The organism is Haliea alexandrii, from assembly GCF_003719295.1.
In the GTDB taxonomy this organism is placed as follows: Bacteria; Pseudomonadota; Gammaproteobacteria; order Pseudomonadales; family Halieaceae; genus Haliea; species Haliea alexandrii.
In genome coordinates this window covers 1,010,694-1,029,039 of record NZ_RFLW01000001.1, presented here as the reverse complement: position 1 = coordinate 1,029,039, position 18,346 = coordinate 1,010,694, and the positions used below count along the sequence as shown (strand labels likewise).

Genomic DNA, 18,346 nt, shown 5'->3' with positions numbered 1-18,346 from the left:
GGGGAGTAGATGCGTAACAAACTTAAAATTTTGCGCACCGGGGAACTCAGACGAAATATTGTAACACTCTGTTTTTTATAGAATTATTATTTTCTGGCACACCGCCTGCATTACTTAACGCGGCAACAACAATAACAATAACACGCGTGCCCCAATAACAATAACAGAGAAACTGTGGACCTGGATGGGGAAGAATTCTTCCCCTTCGATTTCCAGGCTCAGATGCCGCAATAAGAACAACGGCGCCCGCATAACAATAACGATTCGCTTGTGACCTGGATGGGGAAGACGACTGTCTTCCCCGTCACTTGCATACTCCAGCAACCTCCTGCAGACCACGGCTTTTAGCCTGTGCTAAACTCGCGGCTGGTTACCCATCGCAAAAGGCAACGCGCGCTTGAAGGTCATTCCCAGGGACCAACACTGCATATCCCGCAAGAACATCAGCGACGGCGCCCTGAAGGTCATGGCGAGGTTGCGCAATGCAGATCATGAGGCCTATCTCGTCGGCGGCGCCGTGCGCGACCTGCTGCTCGGTGGCCACCCCAAGGACTTCGATGTGGCGACCGACGCCACGCCCGAGGAAGTCCACGCCCTGTTCCGCGGCTCACGCATTATCGGCCGCCGCTTTCGCATCGTGCACGTGCGCATGGGCCGGGAAATCATTGAAGTCACCACATTCCGCGGCCATCACGACGGCGAACCTGCACCCCGTCCGGGCAAGGTCAAGGGGCCTTCACACCGCTCTGAACAGGGCCTGTTGCTGCGCGACAACGTGTTCGGTACGCTGGAAGAAGACGCGGTACGTCGCGACCTGACGGTAAACGCCCTGTACTACGACTCCGCCCGTTTCGAAGTCTACGACCACGTACACGGCATGCAGGATCTCCAGCGGCGCAGCGTCTGCATCATTGGCGACCCCGAGCAGCGCTTCCGCGAAGACCCGGTGCGCATGCTGCGGGTGGCAAGGTTTGCCGCCAAGCTCGAGTTCGGCATTGACAGCGACACCGCAGCCGCTATTCCGCGCTGTGCACCATTGCTGCGTGAAATCCCCTCGGCTCGTCTGTTTGACGAGTTCCTCAAGCTGTTCCTTTCAGGCTATGCGGAGCGCACCTTCGACGCACTGCTGGCACACGAGCTGCTCGGCTACCTGTTCCCTGACGGCACAGAGGAACTGCACCGCGACCCCGCCGCGATGGCGCTGGTGAGGGCCGCCATGCGCAGCACTGACACGCGCATCAAGGCGGACAAACCAGTCACTCCCGCGTTCCTGCTCGCCGCTCTGCTGTGGCCTGTGACCAGGCAGCTCGCTGAGCAGCTGCAGGAGCGCGGCGACCCGCCCGTCCCCGCCATGCACAGCGCCGCGCAGCAGGTGATCGCCAGTGCCGTGTCCAGCATCGCCATCCCGCGCCGTTTCAGCCAGCCCATGCGTGAGATATGGGAGTTCCAGCTGCGGCTGCAGCGCGGCAACAGCCGCAAGGCACGCGAGCTGCTGCAGAACCGACGCTTCCGCGCGGCCTACGATTTCCTCCTGCTGCGCGAAGAGGCAGGTGAGGACACCGGCAATGTCGGCGCTTTCTGGACCGAATTCCAAGAGCTTCCGGAGAACCAGAACCTGCCAATGCTCGACACCGCCAGCGAAGGCGGCGAAGAAGCCGCCGGGCGCGGACGCCGACGCCGGCCGCGCAAACGGCGACCGCCCGCCCCCTGATGACCGACGCCTGCATCGCGCTGGGCAGCAACCTCGGCAACCCCGCGCTGCAGTTGCAACTGGCCGTCAATGCCATCAACCGGTTGCCCGGCACGCGTATTACCGCGGGCTCCGGGTTGTTTGCCAGCGCCGCCGTGGGCCCGGGGCAGCAACCGGATTACCTGAACGCCGTTGTGCGCATGACCACCGGGCTGGACCCACTGGCACTGCTCAATGCCCTGCAGGGTATCGAGCAGGCTCAGGGCCGCGAACGCAGCGTGCGCTGGGGTGCCCGCACTCTGGATCTGGACATTCTGCTATTCGGCCGCGAGGAGATCCGCTTGCCAAGGCTACAGGTTCCGCACCCGGCCATGGCACAACGGCACTTCGTCCTTTATCCTCTGCTCGACCTTTACCCGCACGGGCTGCTGGTTCCCGGGTTTGGCCCTCTGGCCGACTTGCTGGCCCGGTGCCCGGCCACCGGGCTTACACGCAGTGCAATCAGTCTCGACTATCATTTGCAGGATTCACGGGAGCCCGGAACGTGACCACAGACATCCCGACCACTGGCGTCGACCTCAAGGGCCGCACACCACCGGGCTATATCGCGGTAGAGGGGCCAATCGGCGTGGGCAAAACCACGCTGGCACGCCGTCTGGCAGCCACCTTCGGCTACCCCATGCTGCTGGAAGACGCTCACCAGAACCCGTTTCTGGAACGCTTCTATGGCAACCAGCGCCAGGCCGCACTGGCCACCCAGCTGTTCTTCCTGTTCCAGCGGGCGCAGAAGATCAACGACCTGCGCCAGGGGGATATTTTCGCCGCGTCGCGGGTAGCGGATTTCCTGATCGAGAAAGACCCCCTGTTCGCGCGTGTAAACCTCGACAGCGACGAGTTCCAGCTCTACCAGCGTGTCTACGAACAACTGCTCATCGAGCCGCCCACACCGGATCTGGTCATCTACCTGCAGGCGCCGACAGACATCCTGCTGGACCGCATTCACCAGCGCGGCATAGACCACGAAAAAGCCATCGAACGCGACTATCTGGAGCGCCTGAACGAAGTGTACAGTGAGTTTTTTCTGTATTACGATGAAGCTCCTTTACTGATCGTCAACGCCAGCGAAATTGACCTCGCACGGGGTGAGGACGATTACCGGCATCTGGTCGATTACCTGCTGGATATCCGCAGCGGCCGCCATTACTTCAATCCCACGTTCTTTGGATAGTGCAGCGCATGGGCAAGATCACCATCAGCACCCTCGACAAAATGAAGGCCGCGGGAGAAAAATTCGTCTGCATCACCGCCTATGACGCCACCTTTTCGCGCCTCGTATCCGAAGCGGGCGCGGAAACCATTCTGGTCGGCGACTCACTGGGCATGGTACTGCAGGGCCACGACAGCACGATTCCGGTGTCGCTGGAGCACATGGCCTACCACACCGAATGCGTGTGCCGCGGTGCACCCGCATCGCTGGTCATCGCCGATATGCCGTTCATGAGCTACAGCACGCCGGAACAGGCAATGACCAACGCCACACGGCTGATGCAGGCCGGGGCCCAGATGGTCAAGCTCGAGGGCGGCACCTGGCTGTCAGACACCATTTCCATGCTGGTGGAGCGCGGTATCCCGGTGTGTGCGCACCTGGGTCTCACGCCGCAGTCCGTGAACGCGCTGGGCGGCTTCCGCGTCCAGGGGCGCACGCCCAAGGAAGCGAAGTCGATTCTTGCGGATGCGGTGGAAATCCAGGATGCCGGCGCCAGCCTGCTGGTGCTGGAGTGCGTGCCGTCTCACCTCGCCACGGACATCAGCGACAAGCTTGATATCCCGGTCATCGGCATCGGCGCCGGCGCCGGCACTGACGCCCAGGTACTGGTGATGCACGATATGCTGGGGCTCTCCAGCCACAGCGCGCGTTTTGTGCAAAACTTCATGACCGGCAGCAACAGTATTCAGGAGGCCCTTGCCGCATTTGTCCAGGCGGTTAAATCGGGTGCCTACCCGCGCGACGAGCACAGCTACAGCTAAGCGGCGCAGGCGCACCACTCCATTCGTAACACCAATGTTACCCTCTTTGTTCACTGCTTCTTACGGTAACAAAATCGTCCAGACTTTTGATTTGCATCCATTGCCGGGTGTCTGCGCTTGGGGCATACTGCCCGTCCGCTCGCCGATGGGCACCCATCCCGGGCACATGACGACCAGCTTGTTCCGGTCTTGCGTCACCCTTTTCCGTTTTTCGGGGGGCATGTAGATATGCGAACGTATACCGCCATAGCACCACTGCAGTCTGCCCTGCGCAACTGCCGCCAACAGGGCCAGCGCATTGCCTTCGTGCCCACGATGGGCAATCTGCACGAGGGCCACCTTGAACTGGTACGCAGGGCGCGCACGCTGGCCGATATCGTTGTGGTCAGTATCTTCGTCAACCCGCTGCAGTTTGGCCCCAACGAAGACCTGGATGCCTACCCGCGCACACTCGCGGCAGACAAGGAAAAGCTCTTCAGCGAAGGGGTACAGCATCTGTTCCTGCCCGAGGCCGAGGATATTTACCCGGAGGGCATGGCACTGCAAACCCAGGTGCAGGTGCCAGACCTGTCAGAAACCCTGTGTGGCAGCAGTCGGCCCGGCCACTTTACCGGTGTAACCACCGTGGTCAGCAAACTGTTCAATATCGTGCAGCCCGATGTCGCGGTGTTCGGTGAAAAGGACTTTCAGCAGCTCACCATCATCCGCAAGATGGTCGCAGACCTGTGTATACCGGTGCAGATCGAGGGCGTGGCGACAGCACGCGACACTGACGGCCTGGCAAAGAGCTCGCGCAACGGCTATCTCTCGAACGAACAACGCAAGCTCGCCCCCCTGATTCACGCTACCCTGGTGAGTTGTCGCGATGCGGTTGCCTGCGGTTTCGACAATTTCCTGCAACTTGAGTCCCATGCCCGCATGCAGCTGCTGCAGGCCGGTTTTGAACCCGACTACTTCGCGATTCGGGACGCCCGCACCCTGCGTGCGGTGAATGAGAACACCGAGGAAATTGCCATACTGGCCGCGGCGCGTCTGGGCTCCACACGCCTGATCGACAATGTCCGGCTGACGCTCAACCCGGTTTCCGACTGGGGCATGCTCGCCTCACCCTGAGCACGCCCCACCCTCACCCCAATTGCAATGGCGGCACACGGGCGTCGATCAGGCTCGGGCCGCCGCTGGCGAGGGCCGCCTCCAACTGGGCATTGAACTCCTCCGCCGTTGACGCGCAGCTTGCCGCAACCCCCATGCCCTGCGCCAGGGCGACAAAGTCCATGTCCGGGCTGCCAATATCCAGCGAACTGGCGGCTTTGGGGCCGGGCTTGCCGCCGCGGGCCCCGGTGCGCGCAAACTCGAGTTCGAGAATGCTGTATTTGCGGTTGTTGAAAATCACCACCGTGACGTCGAGTTGCTCACGGGCCATCGTCCACAGGGCCTGTACCGTATACATGGCGCTGCCGTCGCCCTCCAGGCAGATTACCTTGCGCTGGGGTGCTGCCAGCGCCGCACCCACGGCGGCAGGTAACCCCCAACCGATAGCGCCGCCCGTCTGGTTCAGCCAGTCGTGCGGCCGGGCGTTTGCCGTGAGGGGGAAGCAGGCAAGGCCGGAGGTGATCCCCTCGTCCACCACAATCGCGTTCTCTGGCAGGCAGTGGGCCAGCGCCTGCGCCACACTGTTGGCGTCCAGCGCGCCGCTGGGCAGATCAGGCACCTGCAATGGGTAGATATCCGGGCTCACATCCACCGCTTCCAGCTCTTCGAGCAATAATTCCAGCGCCTGCTCAATATCTTCACCGGGGCCTGCCAGTAGCAGTTCGTCGCAACCCGCCGGCGGAATGACGCTGGCGACATCCGGGTAGGCGAAGAACGATACCGGGCTGTCTGCGCCTATCAGTATCAACTGTTCGAGGTCTTTCAACGAGTCGATAGCCAGTTCCGCGAGGTAGGGAAGCCGCTCCATCACACCCGTACCGGCACCGCGCCGCACACGGGCGGGAAAGGTTTCGGTGAGTACGCGCGCACCGCTGGCTTTGCCCACCCGGCTCAGCAGCAGCGTTTGCGCATCGCTGATATGACGCCCCCCCAGCAGGATACCGGTGCGTTTGCCGTTGCCCAGCAGCGTGACAGCACGTTGCAGGCGCTCTGCGGGCACCGGTGCCGGCCCCGGGATGGCCACCGCCGGTGCTGCCCCATTCGGGTTGTCACCCCAGGAGACATCCGCAGGCAGTACCAGCGTTGCCACCTGATCGTGCCCCGCCTGGCGCACGGCCTCCGCAGCGTCCCGGGCAATGGCGGCAGGTTCACTGGATGTCAGCACCCAATGGGAAACCGGGCGCGCAATGCCCTCGATGTCAGAAGTGAGGGGCGCATCGTACTGCAGGTGGTAGGTGGCGTGGTCGCCCACCACATTGATCATGGGCACGTGGCCTTTCTTCGCATTGTGGACATTGGCAAGACCATTGCCGAACCCGGGGCCAAGGTGCAGAAGCGTGGCGGCCGGACGCTCGGCGATACGCGCAAAGCCATCCGCTGCCCCGGTAACCACCCCTTCGAACAGGCACAACACGCAGCGCATGCCCTCGACCTCATCCAGCGCGGCGACAAAATGCATCTCCGAGGTTCCGGGGTTGGTAAAGCACATCGTGACACCGTTATTAACCAGCGTTGTAATCAGGCTTTCCGCACCGTTCATGATTGCTTCCTTTATGCCAATACAGGCATGTCGCTGAGACGTGGCCACAGTATACTGGCCACCGCATAACGATAAAACGGATCTACTCGAATGTCTTTCAGCGTCTTTCTCGGCTACGCGGGACTTGCCGTCGCGCTTTCCCTGTTGATCTGGCTTGCCCTGCGCGGCATCAACATCGTGTTCGCCGCCCTGCTCAGCGCTGCCGTGGTTATTCTCAGTAACGGGCTGCCACTGGCCGCCGGGTTGGGCGAATACTTCGCCTTTGGCCCTCTCGGCGCTTTTACCTTCGCCGGCAAGTTCTTCCTGCTGTTCGCGGCGGGGGCCATGTTCGGGCGCGTGATGGGGGACAGTCATGCCGCGTCCAGCATTGCCCTGGCGATGGTGCGCAAACTGGGGCCCAGCCGTGCCCTGTGGATTACCGTGCTGGCAACAGCCCTGCTCACCTACGGTGGCGTAGTAGTCTTCGTGGTGATCTTCGCCATGTATCCGCTGGGCATCAAACTGCTGCAACAGGCAGACATCCCCAAACGGCTATTCTGTGCCGCCCTGGCGCTGGGGGCAGGTACCTTCACCCTGACCGCATTACCCGGCACACCCTCGATCCACAACGTGATCAGCTCGGTGGCACTCGGTACCGACCTGTTCGCAGGGGGCTGGCTGGGCATTCTCGCCAGCGTCATCATGTTCGGGCTGGGCATGTGGTATCTGGAGAGCCAGCGGCAACGGGCCGCCACACGGGGTGAAGGCTTTGTCGCCGGCCCGCGGGACCGGCACATTGCCGACGATCCCGGCGTGGAAAACTACCCGCACTGGGCGCTGGCGCTCGTGCCGCCCGCACTGGTGCTGGGTGCCATCCTGCTGCCACGTCTGCTCTCTACGATGCTCGGCGAGGGTGAAGGGCCCGCCTTCGCTCTGCTCGCCTTTGCCAACGCACAGCCCGTGGTCTGGCCCAGCCTCGCACTCTTCGCCGGCACGCTGGTTACGGTACTCATGTTCCCCGCCGTGCGCCGGCACGCCCTCTACAGTATTGGCGAGGGCACCCAGGACTCCATCATCCCGCTGATCAACACCGCCGCGGTGATCGGCTTCGCAGGCGTGGTAACACAGACCCAGGGCTTCGCGCAGTTCAGCGACATCATGCTGCGGTCCAGCCTGCCCCCACTGATCTCCATGTTCACCTCGGTGAGTGTTATGTCCGCCATCACCGGCTCAGCCTCTGGCGGCCTGCAGATTTTCATGTCGACCATGGCGGACAGCTACCTGGCCATGGGCATTGAGCCTGCCACCCTGCACCGCCTGGCCACTATTGCCGCGGGAGGGTTCGACTCCCTGCCACACTCCGGTGCCGTGGTGGCGACACTCACCATTACCGGCCTCACTCACCGCGAAGCCTACCGCGACATGGGCGTGGTCACCGTAGTGATACCAGTACTGGCAACGCTCATCTGCATGGCGGTCGCCAGTCTGTAGAAACCGCAGCCACAAAAAAGGGCGCCGAAGCGCCCTTTTTTGTGTGTCCCGGGTTTAACCCTCGTCTGAGCTTCCGCTCTCGGCGTCGGGGGCGGTGTCGTCTTCAAGCAGTTCCTTGATGGACAGCTTGATACGGCCACGCTGGTCCACGTCCAGCACCTTCACTTCGATTTCCTGACCTTCCTTGAGGTAATCGGACACATTCTCCACGCGCTGGTGCGCAATCTGGGAGATGTGTACCAAACCGTCCTTGCCCGGCAGGATATTGACGAAAGCGCCGAAATCAACGATGCGGGCAACGGTGCCCTTGTACACGGCACCCACTTCCGCTTCGGCGGTGATCTCTTCGATCATCGCCACCGCCTTGTCGCGAGCGGCCTTGTCCTGGCCAAACACACGCACCGTACCGTCGTCGTCGATGTCTACAGTAGCACCGGACGCCTCGGTGATGGAGCGGATGGTCGCGCCGCCTTTGCCGATGATGTCGCGGATCTTGTCCGAATCGACCTTCAGCGTGAGCATGCTCGGCGCATTGTCAGACAGCACCTGACGCGGCTCGGCCAGCACAGCATTCATCTGCCCCAGAATATGCAGACGGGCCTGTTGCGCCTGTTGCAGGGCGATTTCCATGATCTGCTCATTGATACCTTCGATCTTGATATCCATTTGCAGCGCGGTAACACCAGCCGCCGTACCGGCAACCTTGAAGTCCATGTCACCCAGATGATCTTCGTCACCCAGGATGTCGGTGAGCACGGCAAACTGGTTGCCATCCTTCACCAGGCCCATTGCGATACCGGCTACCGGTGCGCTCAACGGCACGCCTGCCGCCATCATCGCCATGGAGCCCACACACACCGAGGCCATGGAGCTGGAGCCGTTGGACTCGGTGATCTCCGAGACCACACGAATGGTGTAGGGAAACGCTTCAGCGCTCGGCAGCACGGCGGCCAGGCCGCGACGCGCCAGACGCCCGTGACCCACTTCGCGACGGCTGGTAAAGCCAACACGGCCCGCTTCACCCACCGAGTAGGGGGGGAAGTTGTAGTGCAGCATGAAGGGATCGCGGCGCTCGCCTTCCAGCGCATCAATGATCTGCGAGTCGCGGGTGGAGCCCAGGGTGACCGCACCGATGGCCTGAGTCTCGCCACGGGTGAACAGCGCAGAGCCGTGCACCTTGGGAAGAATATCGGTTTCGCAGGCAATGGCCCGAACAGTGCGTGTGTCGCGACCATCAATGCGCGGCTCACCGGCAAGAATGCGCTTGCGCACCAGGTTCTTTTCGACGGCCTTGAACACGTCCTTGATTTCGTCTTCGGAGGGGCCGCCTTCAACCGCCAGCGCAGCCACACAGGCCTTGCGCACTTCAGACACGCGGTCGTAGCGCAGCGCTTTTTCCGTGATGCGATAAGCCTCGCCCAGGTCAGTCTTGACCTGAGTTTCAACAGCGGCGGTGAGCTCTTCGTTCACAGCCGGCGGCTGCCAGTCCCAACGCGGCTTGCCAGCTTCTGCGGCCAGATCGCGAATAGCCTGAATCACCACCTGCATTTCCTGGTGGGCAAACAATACAGCACCCAGCATCTGGTCTTCCGACAGTTCCTTCGCTTCAGACTCCACCATCAATACGGCGTGTTCCGTGCCTGCCACGACCATATCCAGCTTGCTGTCCTTGAGCTGGTCGTAGGTGGGATTGAGCATATAACCGGTGCTGTCATTGAAGCCGACGCGCGCGCCGCCGATGGGGCCATTGAACGGGCAGCCGGAAATCGCCAGGGCGGCCGAGGTGCCGATCATTGCCGGGATATCCGGGTCAATGTGCTTGTCCGCCGACATCACGGTACAGATAACCTGCACTTCGTTCATGAAGCCGTTGGGGAACAGGGGACGAATCGGCCGGTCGATCAGGCGCGAGGTGAGGGTCTCTTTCTCGCTGGGGCGGGCTTCACGCTTGAAAAAGCCGCCGGGGATCTTGCCTACCGAGTAGGTCTTTTCCGTGTAATGCACGGCCAGGGGAAAAAATGGCTGGCCCGGCTTGGCGCTCTTTTCCGCCACAACGGTAACCAGAACTGAGGTGTTTTCGACGGTAACCAGAACCGCGCCGGTTGCCTGCCTGGCAATCCGACCCGTTTCCAGGGTGACTGTCTGGCCACCGTACTGGAAGGTCTTTCTAACTGGATTCACATTATTTCTCCAATGCTGAATATGACAACCGGGGCACAAGGCCCCGGTATGTGGTACCGCTTATCGACGCAGACCCAGTCGCTTGATCAGCTCGGCGTAGCGCGTCACATCCTTGCGCTTCAGGTAGTCGAGCAGCTTGCGGCGCTGGTTCACCATGCGGATCAGGCCGCGGCGTGAGTGGTGGTCGTGCTTGTGAGCCTGGAAGTGGTCCTGCAGCTGAATGATGTTTGCTGTCAGCAGCGCAACCTGGACTTCCGGCGACCCGGTGTCACTCTCGCTGGTCTGGTACTCTTTAACGATTTCTGCTTTCTTCGCAGCTTCTAAAGCCATGTCAATTTCCTCTCAATTAATCTGCATGTTCCACCCGCTTTAACAGAGCGCGGTGGAGTTCGATAGAAAGAGCCTGTCCGTGCAGATTTACAGACAGGTTCGCGTCACCTCCCGGTGACTATCAGGCGACGCGGCGCAACGCGCCCATCGTCCAATATTTCGCCTACGCCCAGAAACTCACCAGTTTCCAGGGCGACGCGCACCATACCATTGTGGGGCGCGTTTGGCACCTGAACCGGTTGACCCTGGCGCAGGTAGTAACCGCCGGACTCGGTCAGTCGCACGGTGGGCAGTGCGTCCAGCGCCGTATCCGCGGGCAGCAGCAGCGCGTCCATGTCCGCCAGCCGCTCGGCATCCTTCAGTGCCTCCAACGCCGTCAGCGTAACGCACTGGTCGAGCGCAAAAGGCCCGGCGCGCGTGCGTCGCAGCGCACTCACATAGCCGCCACAGCCCAGGGCTGCACCGAGGTCCTCGGCAATCGAACGCACATACGTGCCTTTGCTGCACTCGAGCTGCAGGTCCACTTCGGCCCGTTCGCCGGGTCGAAACGCCAGCAACTCCAGCCGGTGCACCACCACAGGCCGCGCTGCACGCTCCACTTCCTGCCCTTTACGGGCCAACTTATACAGGGGCTGACCGGCGTGCTTCAGTGCCGAGTACATGGAAGGCACCTGCTCGATTGCACCGCGGAACGCCTCCAGTGCCTGCTCGACCTGCTCACGGCTGATGGCGCCGGCATTTGCGGTGGCGAGCACCTCGCCCTCGGCGTCTCCCGTACTGCGCCGCTCACCCAGCACAAAGGTGCTGGCATAGGCTTTATCGGCATCCAGCAGGTACTGGGAAAACTTGGTCGCCTCGCCGAAGCACAGCGGCAGCACCCCTGTCGCCAGCGGGTCAAGGCTACCCGTATGGCCTGCCTTGGCGGCAAAAAAGAGCCGCTTGGCCCGCTGCAGCGCCTGGTTGGAGCTTAACCCGGCGGGCTTGTCCAACAGCAATATGCCATCCAGCGGCCGACCCTTGCGTTGCCGCGCCACTAGGACTCTTCGCCCGGCTCGTCATCGCGCAGACCCAGTTCCCGGTCCGCCTCACCGGCACGCTGGATCAGCGCTTCCATATCCCGTCCGCGGCCCACGCTGCTATCAAAATAGAAACGCAGTTGCGGCACACTACGCATATTGCTGTCGCGGGACAGCCGGCTGCGCAGGAAGCCGGCAGCCTTGTTCAGCACCTCCGCGGCCTCCCGTGCCTCGTCGGCGCAATCGCTGCCGAGACGCGTAAAGTAGACCTTGGCATGCCCCAGGTCGCGGCTGACATCCACGCCCGTGATGCTGACCATACCGATCCGCGGGTCACGCAACTCGAGCTGGATCTGTTGCGCCAGCTCGCGTTGCAGGTAATCCGCAACGCGCTGGGTACGACTGTATTCCTTCGCCATAACAGGGCCGCCTACAGGGTGCGGGCAAACTCCTTGACTTCGTATACTTCAATCAGGTCGCCCGGCTTGACGTCATTGTAGTTCTTGACGCCGATACCGCACTCCATGCCGTTGCGCACCTCGCTGGCATCGTCCTTGAAGCGGCGCAGGGATTCCAGTTCGCCCTGGTAAATCACCACGTTGTCGCGCAGCACGCGGATGGGGCGCGAACGGTACACCGTGCCCTCGATCACCATGCAGCCGGCAATGGCGCCAAATTTGGGTGAGCGGAACACGTCGCGCACCTCGGCGATGCCGAGAATTTCCTCGCGCATTTCCGGCGCCAGCATCCCGGTCAGGGCCTGCTTCACGTCGTCAATGAGATCGTAGATCACGTTGTAGTACCGCAGATCCACCCCCTCGTTTTCCACCAGACGGCGCGCAGAGGCATCGGCGCGCACGTTGAAACCAAACACCACGGCACTCGAAGTGATTGCCAGGGTGATATCGGTTTCGGCCAGACCGCCGACACCACCGGAGACGATGTTCACTTGCACTTCGTCGTTGCCGAGGTCCAGCAACGCCGTCTGGATGGCCTCCAGAGAGCCGCGCACGTCTGCCTTGACCACCACGTTGAGTGTTTTCTTCTCGCCCGCCGTCATGCTCTCGAACATGTTGTCGAGCTTCGCCGCCTGCTGACGCTGCAGCTTGCTGTCGCGTGTCTTGTCCTGACGGTACTGGGCCACTTCACGCGCCCGCTTCTCGCTTTCAACCACCGCGAACAGGTCACCGGCATCCGGCGTGCCATCGAGGCCCAGGATTTCCACCGGAATACTCGGTCCGGCTTCGGTGATGTTCTTGCCGTTTTCATCCAGCATGGCGCGCACGCGGCCATATTGCAGCCCGGCCAGCACGATGTCGCCCTGGCGCAGGGTGCCGCTCTGGATCAGCAGCGAAGCCACCGGGCCGCGGCCTTTATCCAGGCGCGACTCGATCACGATGCCCTGTGCGGGTACGTCGCGCGGTGCCTGCAGCTCCAGCACTTCGGCCTGCAGCAGCACGGCGTCCAGCAGGTTATCAACGCCGTCGCCGGTGTGTGCAGACACTTCGATAAACTGGGTATCGCCGCCCCAATCCTCGGGAATCACCTCCCGGGCCGCCAGTTCACTCTTGACGCGGTCGGGGTCGGCGCCCTCCTTGTCCATCTTGTTGATGGCGACAATCAGGGGCACCTTGGCAGCCTTGGCGTGCTGCACGGCTTCTTCGGTCTGCGGCATGACGCCGTCATCGGCGGCCACCACCAGAATGACGATATCCGTGCTCTTCGCACCGCGGGCGCGCATGGCGGTAAAGGCCGCGTGCCCGGGGGTGTCGAGGAAGGAGATCATGCCGTGGCCAGTTTCCACGTGGTAGGCACCAATGTGCTGGGTGATACCACCCGCCTCACCGGAAGCCACCTTCGCCTTGCGAATGTAGTCGAGCAGCGAAGTCTTGCCGTGGTCTACGTGGCCCATCACCGTCACCACCGGGGCGCGTGACTCCAGCGTACCCTCGTGCTGCGCCAGGGTCTCTTCCAGCTTTTCTTCCAGCGCATCGGCGCTGATCAACTTCGGTTTGTGCCCCATCTCCTCAACCACGAGGATCGCCGTGTCCTGGTCGATCATCTGGTTGATGGTGGCCATGACGCCGAGCTTCATCAGCTCCTTGATCACTTCGCCGGCCTTCACCGACATCTGCTGCGCCAGGCCGCCGACCGAGGTCATGTCGGCCAGTTCGACTTCGTGGGCTCTTTTCTCTGTAGGCATCTCGAATCCGTGTTTACCGTGCTCCGCATGGGAACCACCACGCATCTTCTTGCGCCCGCCGCGGCGGCGCATCATGCCGGATTCCGCTGCTTCCAGGTCGGACAATGACAGGTTGTGGCCACGCTGCTTACCGCGACCGCCGGGAGAGCTGCGATCGAGCCGGCCACGAGCCGCCTTCTTGCGCTGCTCTTCGGTTTGTGGCGCGGGCGCATCGTGCAGGCGCTTGGGCCGCTTGGCTGCGGCTTCTTTTTCCCGTTCCACTTTTGCCGCGGCTTCCACCTTGACCCGCTCTTCCTCGGCCTTGCGTGCCTCCATGGCAGCTTTGCGCGCCTCGGCCTCCGCCGCCTCGCGCGCCATACGCCGCTCGGCTGCACGCTGCCGCAGAATTTCCGGGTCCAGGTCTTTCTCGTCTTCCGGCTCTGGCTCGGGCACGGATGCCGCGGCGGCAGCAACGGCTGCCTCTTCCTCGGCCTCGGCCGCTTCGCGGGCTGCTTTTTCTGCCGCTTCCGCTTCTGCGGCAGCACGCGCTTCCGCCGCCTGTCGCTCGGCCTCTGCAAGCGCAGCGGCTTCCAGCTTGGCCGCGTCCTGCATTTCCGAATCGGCGTCCGAGGCGTCGCGCTTCACGTAGGTGCGTTTCTTGCGCACTTCCACGTTCACCGTTTTCTTGCCCTGTGAACCTGACGTTCTCAGCGTGCTGATCGTCTTGCGTTTCAGGGTGATGCGCTTGGGCGCCGCGGTGGACTCACCATGGCTGCGCTTCAGGAAGGTGAGCAGCGTCTGCTTGTCTTCTTCCGACACGGCCTCACCGGCAGCCGAGTGAGGCAGACCCGCTTCCTTCATCTGCGTCAGCAGACGGTCAACGGGCGCTCCCACTGTTTCCGCGAGCTGCTGTACTGTCACTTGCGCCATGCAAAATTCTCCTTAATCCCGTGAAACCCTGATGCCTAGAGTAAAAACGCCTGTACTGGCCTATTCACTCTCCTCGGCAAACCAGGGTGCGCGCGCTGTCATGATCAGCTCTCCTGCGCGCTCCTCGGTCATTTCCGGAATGTCCATCAATTCATCGACACCCTGTTCCGCGAGATCCTCCATGGTGACCACACCACGGCTGGCCAACACAAAGGCCAGGTGACGATCCATACCGTCCATCTCCAGCAGGTCCTGAGCGGGCTCGTTGGCACCGAGCTGCTCTTCCGAGGCAATCGCCTGGGTCAGCAGCGCATCCTTGGCGCGCGCCCGCAATTCCTCGGCGATCTCTTCATCGAAGCCGTCCACTGCGGTCATTTCTTCCAGTGGCACGTAGGCCACCTCTTCCAGCGTGGTAAAGCCTTCCTCGACCAGGATCTCGGCCACTTCCTCATCAATATCCAGCTGCTCAACGAACATCTGGATCACTTCGCCGGCCTCCGCCTCGTGCTTCTCGGCAGCTTCCTCGTTGCTCATGACGTTGATGGTCCAGCCGGTCAGCTCGCTGGCCAGTCGCACGTTCTGCCCGGAGCGGCCGATGGCCTGCGCCAGGTTGTCTTCCGCAACCGCCACATCCATGGTGCCGCTGTCTTCATCGACCACGATAGACTCGACCTCGGCCGGTGACATGGCGTTGATCACCAGTTGCGCCGGGTTATCGTCCCAGAGGATGATGTCCACACGCTCATTGTCCAGCTCGTTGGAGACCGCCTGTACACGCGAGCCGCGCATACCAACACACGCCCCGACCGGATCGATACGCTGGTCGTTGGTTTTTACCGCAATCTTGGCACGCGAACCCGGGTCGCGGGCGGCGGCCTTGATCTGGATGACCTCTTCGGCAATTTCCGGCACTTCAATCTTGAACAGCTCAATGAGCATTTCCGGACAGGAGCGGCTCAGCATCAGCTGAGGGCCGCGCGTCTCCGCGCTGATCTCGCGCAGAATGGCACGCACCCGGTCGTTAACACGGAACGTCTCGCGACCTACCAGCTGGTCGCGGGGCAGCAGGCCCTCGGCGTTGCTGCCGAGGTCGACAATCACATTATCGCGCGTGACTTTCTTCACGGTGCCGGCAACCAGCTCGCCCACGCGCTCCAGATAAAGCTCAACGACTTGCGCACGCTCGGCGTCGCGCACACGCTGCACGATCACCTGCTTGGCGGTCTGTGCGGCAATGCGCCCGAAGCCTACGTTCTCCACCGACTCCTCATAGATGTCGCCGGGCTTGAGGCTCGGCTCCTTCTCTATTGCTTCCTCGGTGGTGAACTGGGTGCCCAGCAGCGCCATTTCATCATCGGGAACCACCAGCCAGCGACGCACAGTGACGTAGTCGCCCGTCTTGCGGTCGATCGTCACCTCGATATCGGCATCCTCGTCGTAGCGCTTCTTGGTCGCTGTTGCCAGCGCCAGCTCGATCGCCTCGAAAATGATGTCCTCGGACACGCCTTTCTCATTCGAGACGGCCTCAGCCACCATCAGGATCTCTTTAGTCATTCGTAGCCTCGTCAGTTACGCTGGCCGCACCCTCGATGCGGGGATGAACACGCGCCTTGTCCACGGCGCCATAGGGCAGCAGGTACTCGTGGTCGTCTACACGCACCACAACCTCATCGCCTTCGATACTTTGCAAAATGCCTTTGAAATTGCGCCGCCCCTCGAAGGGCCTGCGCAAACGCACCTCAATCCATTCGCCAAAGAACGGTGGAAACTGTTCCAGGCGAAACAGCAGGCGGTCGACACCGGGCGAAGACACCTCCAGGGTATATTCACCGGTGATCGGGTCCTCGACATCCAGCACGGCACTGACCTGCGCACTCACCGCGGCGCAGTCGTCCACAGTCACGCCCGACTGGGCATCAATGAAGACGCGCAGCACACTGTCCTTGCCCTGGGCAGCATACTCGATGCCCCAGAGGTCAAAGCCGAGGGCGACCACTGTGGGTTCCAGCAGTGCCTGCAGTTCCTGTTGCCTGGCCGTCAATCCGACTCCATTTCCGCCACCGGCGGTTACGCTTGCAAAAACGCCTGCATTTTTCGCAGATACGAAAAAGCCCCAAGAAGGGGCTTTGACGAAACGTGCCGCCAATTCGGAGCGGACGACACGTATGTTGGTAGCGGGGGCCGGATTTGAACCGACGACCTTCGGGTTATGAGCCCGACGAGCTACCAGGCTGCTCCACCCCGCATCAAAACTTCCTCGACCTGAAGGCCCCTTGGCACTTCATACTGGGCCTAACCAACATTACCGGCCCAAATTCGAGGCTGTGCATTATAGGTACGCCGCCACGCCCGGTCAACAGCCCCGCAGAGAAAAAAGCACGGTTTCAACGCGCACGATAGGTTCCGCGGCACATGTTATGGCTGCGGCGCGCCCGCGCCTTCTTGCGGCATTTGCAGCAGCTCCAGGCAGAGTGGGAAATCCGGGCTCTCCAGGTAGGCAAATACCGTATCGCTGTTCCAGCGCTTGTACCAGAACGGTGTGTACCCAATGGCGGCGAGCTTCTCAACCCAGTGGTCGGTATCCTCGACGCGAAAACGCAGGTGATGCATGCCCTCGCGCCCGGACTCAATGAATTCGCTGTGTGGACTGACGCCCGACTGCCACTCGATCAGCTCGATTTCAACGCCCCCGCTGCGCCCAAAGCCCAGCCGCAGCTGCACATCTTCGCGGCGGCCACGGAAGTCGGCGCCCTCTACCGATCCATTCATCCGGGAAAAGGGGCCGAATACCGGATCGAAACGGGCTATCCAGGCATCGAGGTCTTTTACTACAAAACCGATCTGGTCAATCGGGGGCAGGCCGAGCGCCTGCAGTCGCTGGTCTTCTGACATGTCATTCCTCTCCGTTGTTCAACCACGTAGCGGACGCATGATGCGCCGCTCGAAGTCCTCCATGAAACGCTTCTTGGCGTCGAGCGTTGAATGCTTGCCCAAGGCGAAACTGAAAGGCAGGTTCACCGCCGAGGTCATACCGGCCTCTTCCAGACGCTGCAAGGTCGCAACGTCCAGCGGCGTCGTCAGCCCGACAATGGTCTCGAAGGGCTCGGCCGCGCGCCCGGCCGCCTCGCGCAGTGCACGCAGCCGCGCCATCAGCGCAGGCACCTCGTCCGGATGGTTGCCCGCACCAATCCAGCCGTCGCCACGCACCGCGGCACGGCGCAGGGCCGCCTCGTTGGCACCGCCGACATAAAGGGGCACGTTGTGCCCCGGGGCCGGCTCGATGCACAGGCGCGGGAACGGGAACAGAGGGCCGTCGTGGTCTACCATGCCCCCCTGCCAGAGCTTGTGCATCACATCGATCATTTCATCCATGCGCTCGCCGCGCCGGCGAAAAGGGACGTCATAAATGTCATATTCGTCTTGCATCCAGCCCGCGCCAACTCCCAGCGCAAAGCGGCCGCCACTGAAAATATCCAGCGAGCCTGCGGCCTTGGCCACCTCAAAGGGATTGCGCAGCGGCAACACATAAATGGATGTCGTAAAATGCAGGCGGCGGGTGGCGGCGGCCATGAAGGCAATACTCACCCAACAGTCCGGGTAGGGTGCATCCGCGGTCATCGGCGCAACACCATTCTCAGCGTACGGGTAGGGGGACTTCACATCCTCGGGAAATACAGCGTGGTCGGCATTGAACACCCCATGGAACCCCAGCTCTTCGGCGAACTGTGCCAGCGGCACCAGCTGCTCCGGTTCAGTCCACACCAGCGCTTGCCAGAATTTCATGCCCTGCTCCTCAGCTATGCAAGGGGCCATACTAACGCAGCCGC

The 18,346-nt window shown here is 62.0% G+C and carries 16 protein-coding genes and 1 tRNA gene; 6 read left to right on the top strand and 11 right to left on the bottom strand.

Annotated elements, in window-relative coordinates; translation table 11 throughout:
- The first annotated feature begins 397 nt into the window (after positions 1-397).
- The 5 genes from pcnB to panC all read left to right on the top strand — a co-directional run bounded on the left by pcnB (position 398) and on the right by panC (position 4,831).
- Entirely contained in the window at positions 398-1,711 is a 1,314-nt protein-coding gene (pcnB, locus tag EGJ68_RS04680) for a polynucleotide adenylyltransferase PcnB (RefSeq protein ID WP_123033342.1), read from the top strand.
- Complete coding sequence (gene folK, locus EGJ68_RS04675; protein WP_123033341.1) at positions 1,711-2,238, top strand: 2-amino-4-hydroxy-6-hydroxymethyldihydropteridine diphosphokinase; 528 nt, start codon at positions 1,711-1,713, stop codon at positions 2,236-2,238. Before pcnB ends, folK begins: the two co-directional genes overlap by 1 nt.
- Positions 2,235-2,918 (top strand): deoxynucleoside kinase, encoded by a 684-nt coding sequence (locus tag EGJ68_RS04670; protein WP_233248668.1) that lies wholly within the window; start codon positions 2,235-2,237, stop codon positions 2,916-2,918. The genes folK and EGJ68_RS04670 overlap by 4 nt, the downstream gene beginning before the upstream one ends.
- A gap of 8 nt (positions 2,919-2,926) precedes the next feature.
- Positions 2,927-3,718, top strand: a complete 792-nt coding sequence (panB, locus tag EGJ68_RS04665) for a 3-methyl-2-oxobutanoate hydroxymethyltransferase (RefSeq protein WP_123034042.1) — start codon at positions 2,927-2,929, stop codon at positions 3,716-3,718.
- 228 nt (positions 3,719-3,946) lie between these two features.
- Positions 3,947-4,831, top strand: a complete 885-nt coding sequence (panC, locus tag EGJ68_RS04660) for a pantoate--beta-alanine ligase (protein WP_123033340.1) — start codon at positions 3,947-3,949, stop codon at positions 4,829-4,831.
- A 13-nt stretch (positions 4,832-4,844) separates the two neighbouring features.
- Here panC and EGJ68_RS04655 read toward each other — a convergent pair whose 3' ends face one another.
- Positions 4,845-6,410, bottom strand: a complete 1,566-nt coding sequence (locus tag EGJ68_RS04655; protein WP_123033339.1) for an acetolactate synthase large subunit — start codon at positions 6,408-6,410, stop codon at positions 4,845-4,847.
- A gap of 90 nt (positions 6,411-6,500) precedes the next feature.
- Here EGJ68_RS04655 and EGJ68_RS04650 point away from each other — a divergent pair, with 90 nt between their 5' ends.
- A complete protein-coding gene (locus tag EGJ68_RS04650; RefSeq protein WP_123033338.1) occupies positions 6,501-7,880 on the top strand; it encodes a GntP family permease in 1,380 nt (459 codons plus the stop codon).
- A gap of 54 nt (positions 7,881-7,934) precedes the next feature.
- Here EGJ68_RS04650 and pnp read toward each other — a convergent pair whose 3' ends face one another.
- The 10 genes from pnp to EGJ68_RS04600 form a co-directional block, all read right to left on the bottom strand.
- The gene (gene pnp, locus EGJ68_RS04645) at positions 7,935-10,061 is read right to left on the bottom strand and encodes a polyribonucleotide nucleotidyltransferase (RefSeq protein WP_123033337.1); all 2,127 of its coding nucleotides are present in this window, start codon (positions 10,059-10,061) and stop codon (positions 7,935-7,937) included.
- 60 nt (positions 10,062-10,121) lie between these two features.
- Positions 10,122-10,391, bottom strand: coding sequence for a 30S ribosomal protein S15 (gene rpsO / locus EGJ68_RS04640; RefSeq protein WP_027950504.1), 270 nt, complete (start codon positions 10,389-10,391; stop codon positions 10,122-10,124).
- Between the two features lie 104 nt (positions 10,392-10,495).
- On the bottom strand, positions 10,496-11,425 hold the full coding sequence (gene truB / locus EGJ68_RS04635) for a tRNA pseudouridine(55) synthase TruB (RefSeq protein WP_123033336.1): 930 nt from the start codon (positions 11,423-11,425) through the stop codon (positions 10,496-10,498).
- Positions 11,425-11,826: a 30S ribosome-binding factor RbfA gene (gene rbfA, locus EGJ68_RS04630; RefSeq protein ID WP_123033335.1), complete on the bottom strand. Its 402-nt coding sequence runs from the start codon at positions 11,824-11,826 to the stop codon at positions 11,425-11,427. Before rbfA ends, truB begins: the two co-directional genes overlap by 1 nt.
- A gap of 11 nt (positions 11,827-11,837) precedes the next feature.
- Positions 11,838-14,519, bottom strand: a complete 2,682-nt coding sequence (gene infB, locus EGJ68_RS04625) for a translation initiation factor IF-2 (protein WP_123033334.1) — start codon at positions 14,517-14,519, stop codon at positions 11,838-11,840.
- Between the two features lie 60 nt (positions 14,520-14,579).
- The gene (gene nusA / locus EGJ68_RS04620; protein ID WP_123033333.1) at positions 14,580-16,073 is read right to left on the bottom strand and encodes a transcription termination factor NusA; all 1,494 of its coding nucleotides are present in this window, start codon (positions 16,071-16,073) and stop codon (positions 14,580-14,582) included.
- Positions 16,066-16,560 carry a ribosome maturation factor RimP gene (rimP, locus tag EGJ68_RS04615; protein WP_158283495.1) on the bottom strand — a complete coding sequence of 165 codons (495 nt, stop codon included), beginning with the start codon at positions 16,558-16,560 and terminating at the stop codon, positions 16,066-16,068. The genes nusA and rimP overlap by 8 nt, the downstream gene beginning before the upstream one ends.
- A gap of 128 nt (positions 16,561-16,688) precedes the next feature.
- Positions 16,689-16,765, bottom strand: a tRNA-Met gene (locus EGJ68_RS04610).
- Positions 16,766-16,934: 169 nt separating this feature from the next.
- Entirely contained in the window at positions 16,935-17,411 is a 477-nt protein-coding gene (locus EGJ68_RS04605; protein ID WP_123033331.1) for a VOC family protein, read from the bottom strand.
- An 18-nt stretch (positions 17,412-17,429) separates the two neighbouring features.
- Positions 17,430-18,302 carry a TIGR03619 family F420-dependent LLM class oxidoreductase gene (locus tag EGJ68_RS04600; protein ID WP_158283494.1) on the bottom strand — a complete coding sequence of 291 codons (873 nt, stop codon included), beginning with the start codon at positions 18,300-18,302 and terminating at the stop codon, positions 17,430-17,432.
- Positions 18,303-18,346 lie beyond the last annotated feature (44 nt).

Excerpts from the sequence above, each read along its gene's own strand:
- infB (WP_123033334.1), bottom strand. The coding sequence starts at position 14,519 with ATGGCGCAAGTGACAGTACAGCAGCTCGCGGAAACAGTGGGAGCGCCC.
- panC (WP_123033340.1), top strand. The coding sequence starts at position 3,947 with ATGCGAACGTATACCGCCATAGCACCACTGCAGTCTGCCCTGCGCAAC.
- rbfA (WP_123033335.1), bottom strand. The coding sequence starts at position 11,826 with ATGGCGAAGGAATACAGTCGTACCCAGCGCGTTGCGGATTACCTGCAA.
- EGJ68_RS04605 (WP_123033331.1), bottom strand. The coding sequence starts at position 17,411 with ATGTCAGAAGACCAGCGACTGCAGGCGCTCGGCCTGCCCCCGATTGAC.
- panB (WP_123034042.1), top strand. The coding sequence starts at position 2,927 with ATGGGCAAGATCACCATCAGCACCCTCGACAAAATGAAGGCCGCGGGA.
- EGJ68_RS04655 (WP_123033339.1), bottom strand. The coding sequence starts at position 6,410 with ATGAACGGTGCGGAAAGCCTGATTACAACGCTGGTTAATAACGGTGTC.
- EGJ68_RS04600 (WP_158283494.1), bottom strand. The coding sequence starts at position 18,302 with ATGAAATTCTGGCAAGCGCTGGTGTGGACTGAACCGGAGCAGCTGGTG.
- EGJ68_RS04650 (WP_123033338.1), top strand. The coding sequence starts at position 6,501 with ATGTCTTTCAGCGTCTTTCTCGGCTACGCGGGACTTGCCGTCGCGCTT.
- rpsO (WP_027950504.1), bottom strand. The coding sequence starts at position 10,391 with ATGGCTTTAGAAGCTGCGAAGAAAGCAGAAATCGTTAAAGAGTACCAG.
- nusA (WP_123033333.1), bottom strand. The coding sequence starts at position 16,073 with ATGACTAAAGAGATCCTGATGGTGGCTGAGGCCGTCTCGAATGAGAAA.
- folK (WP_123033341.1), top strand. The coding sequence starts at position 1,711 with ATGACCGACGCCTGCATCGCGCTGGGCAGCAACCTCGGCAACCCCGCG.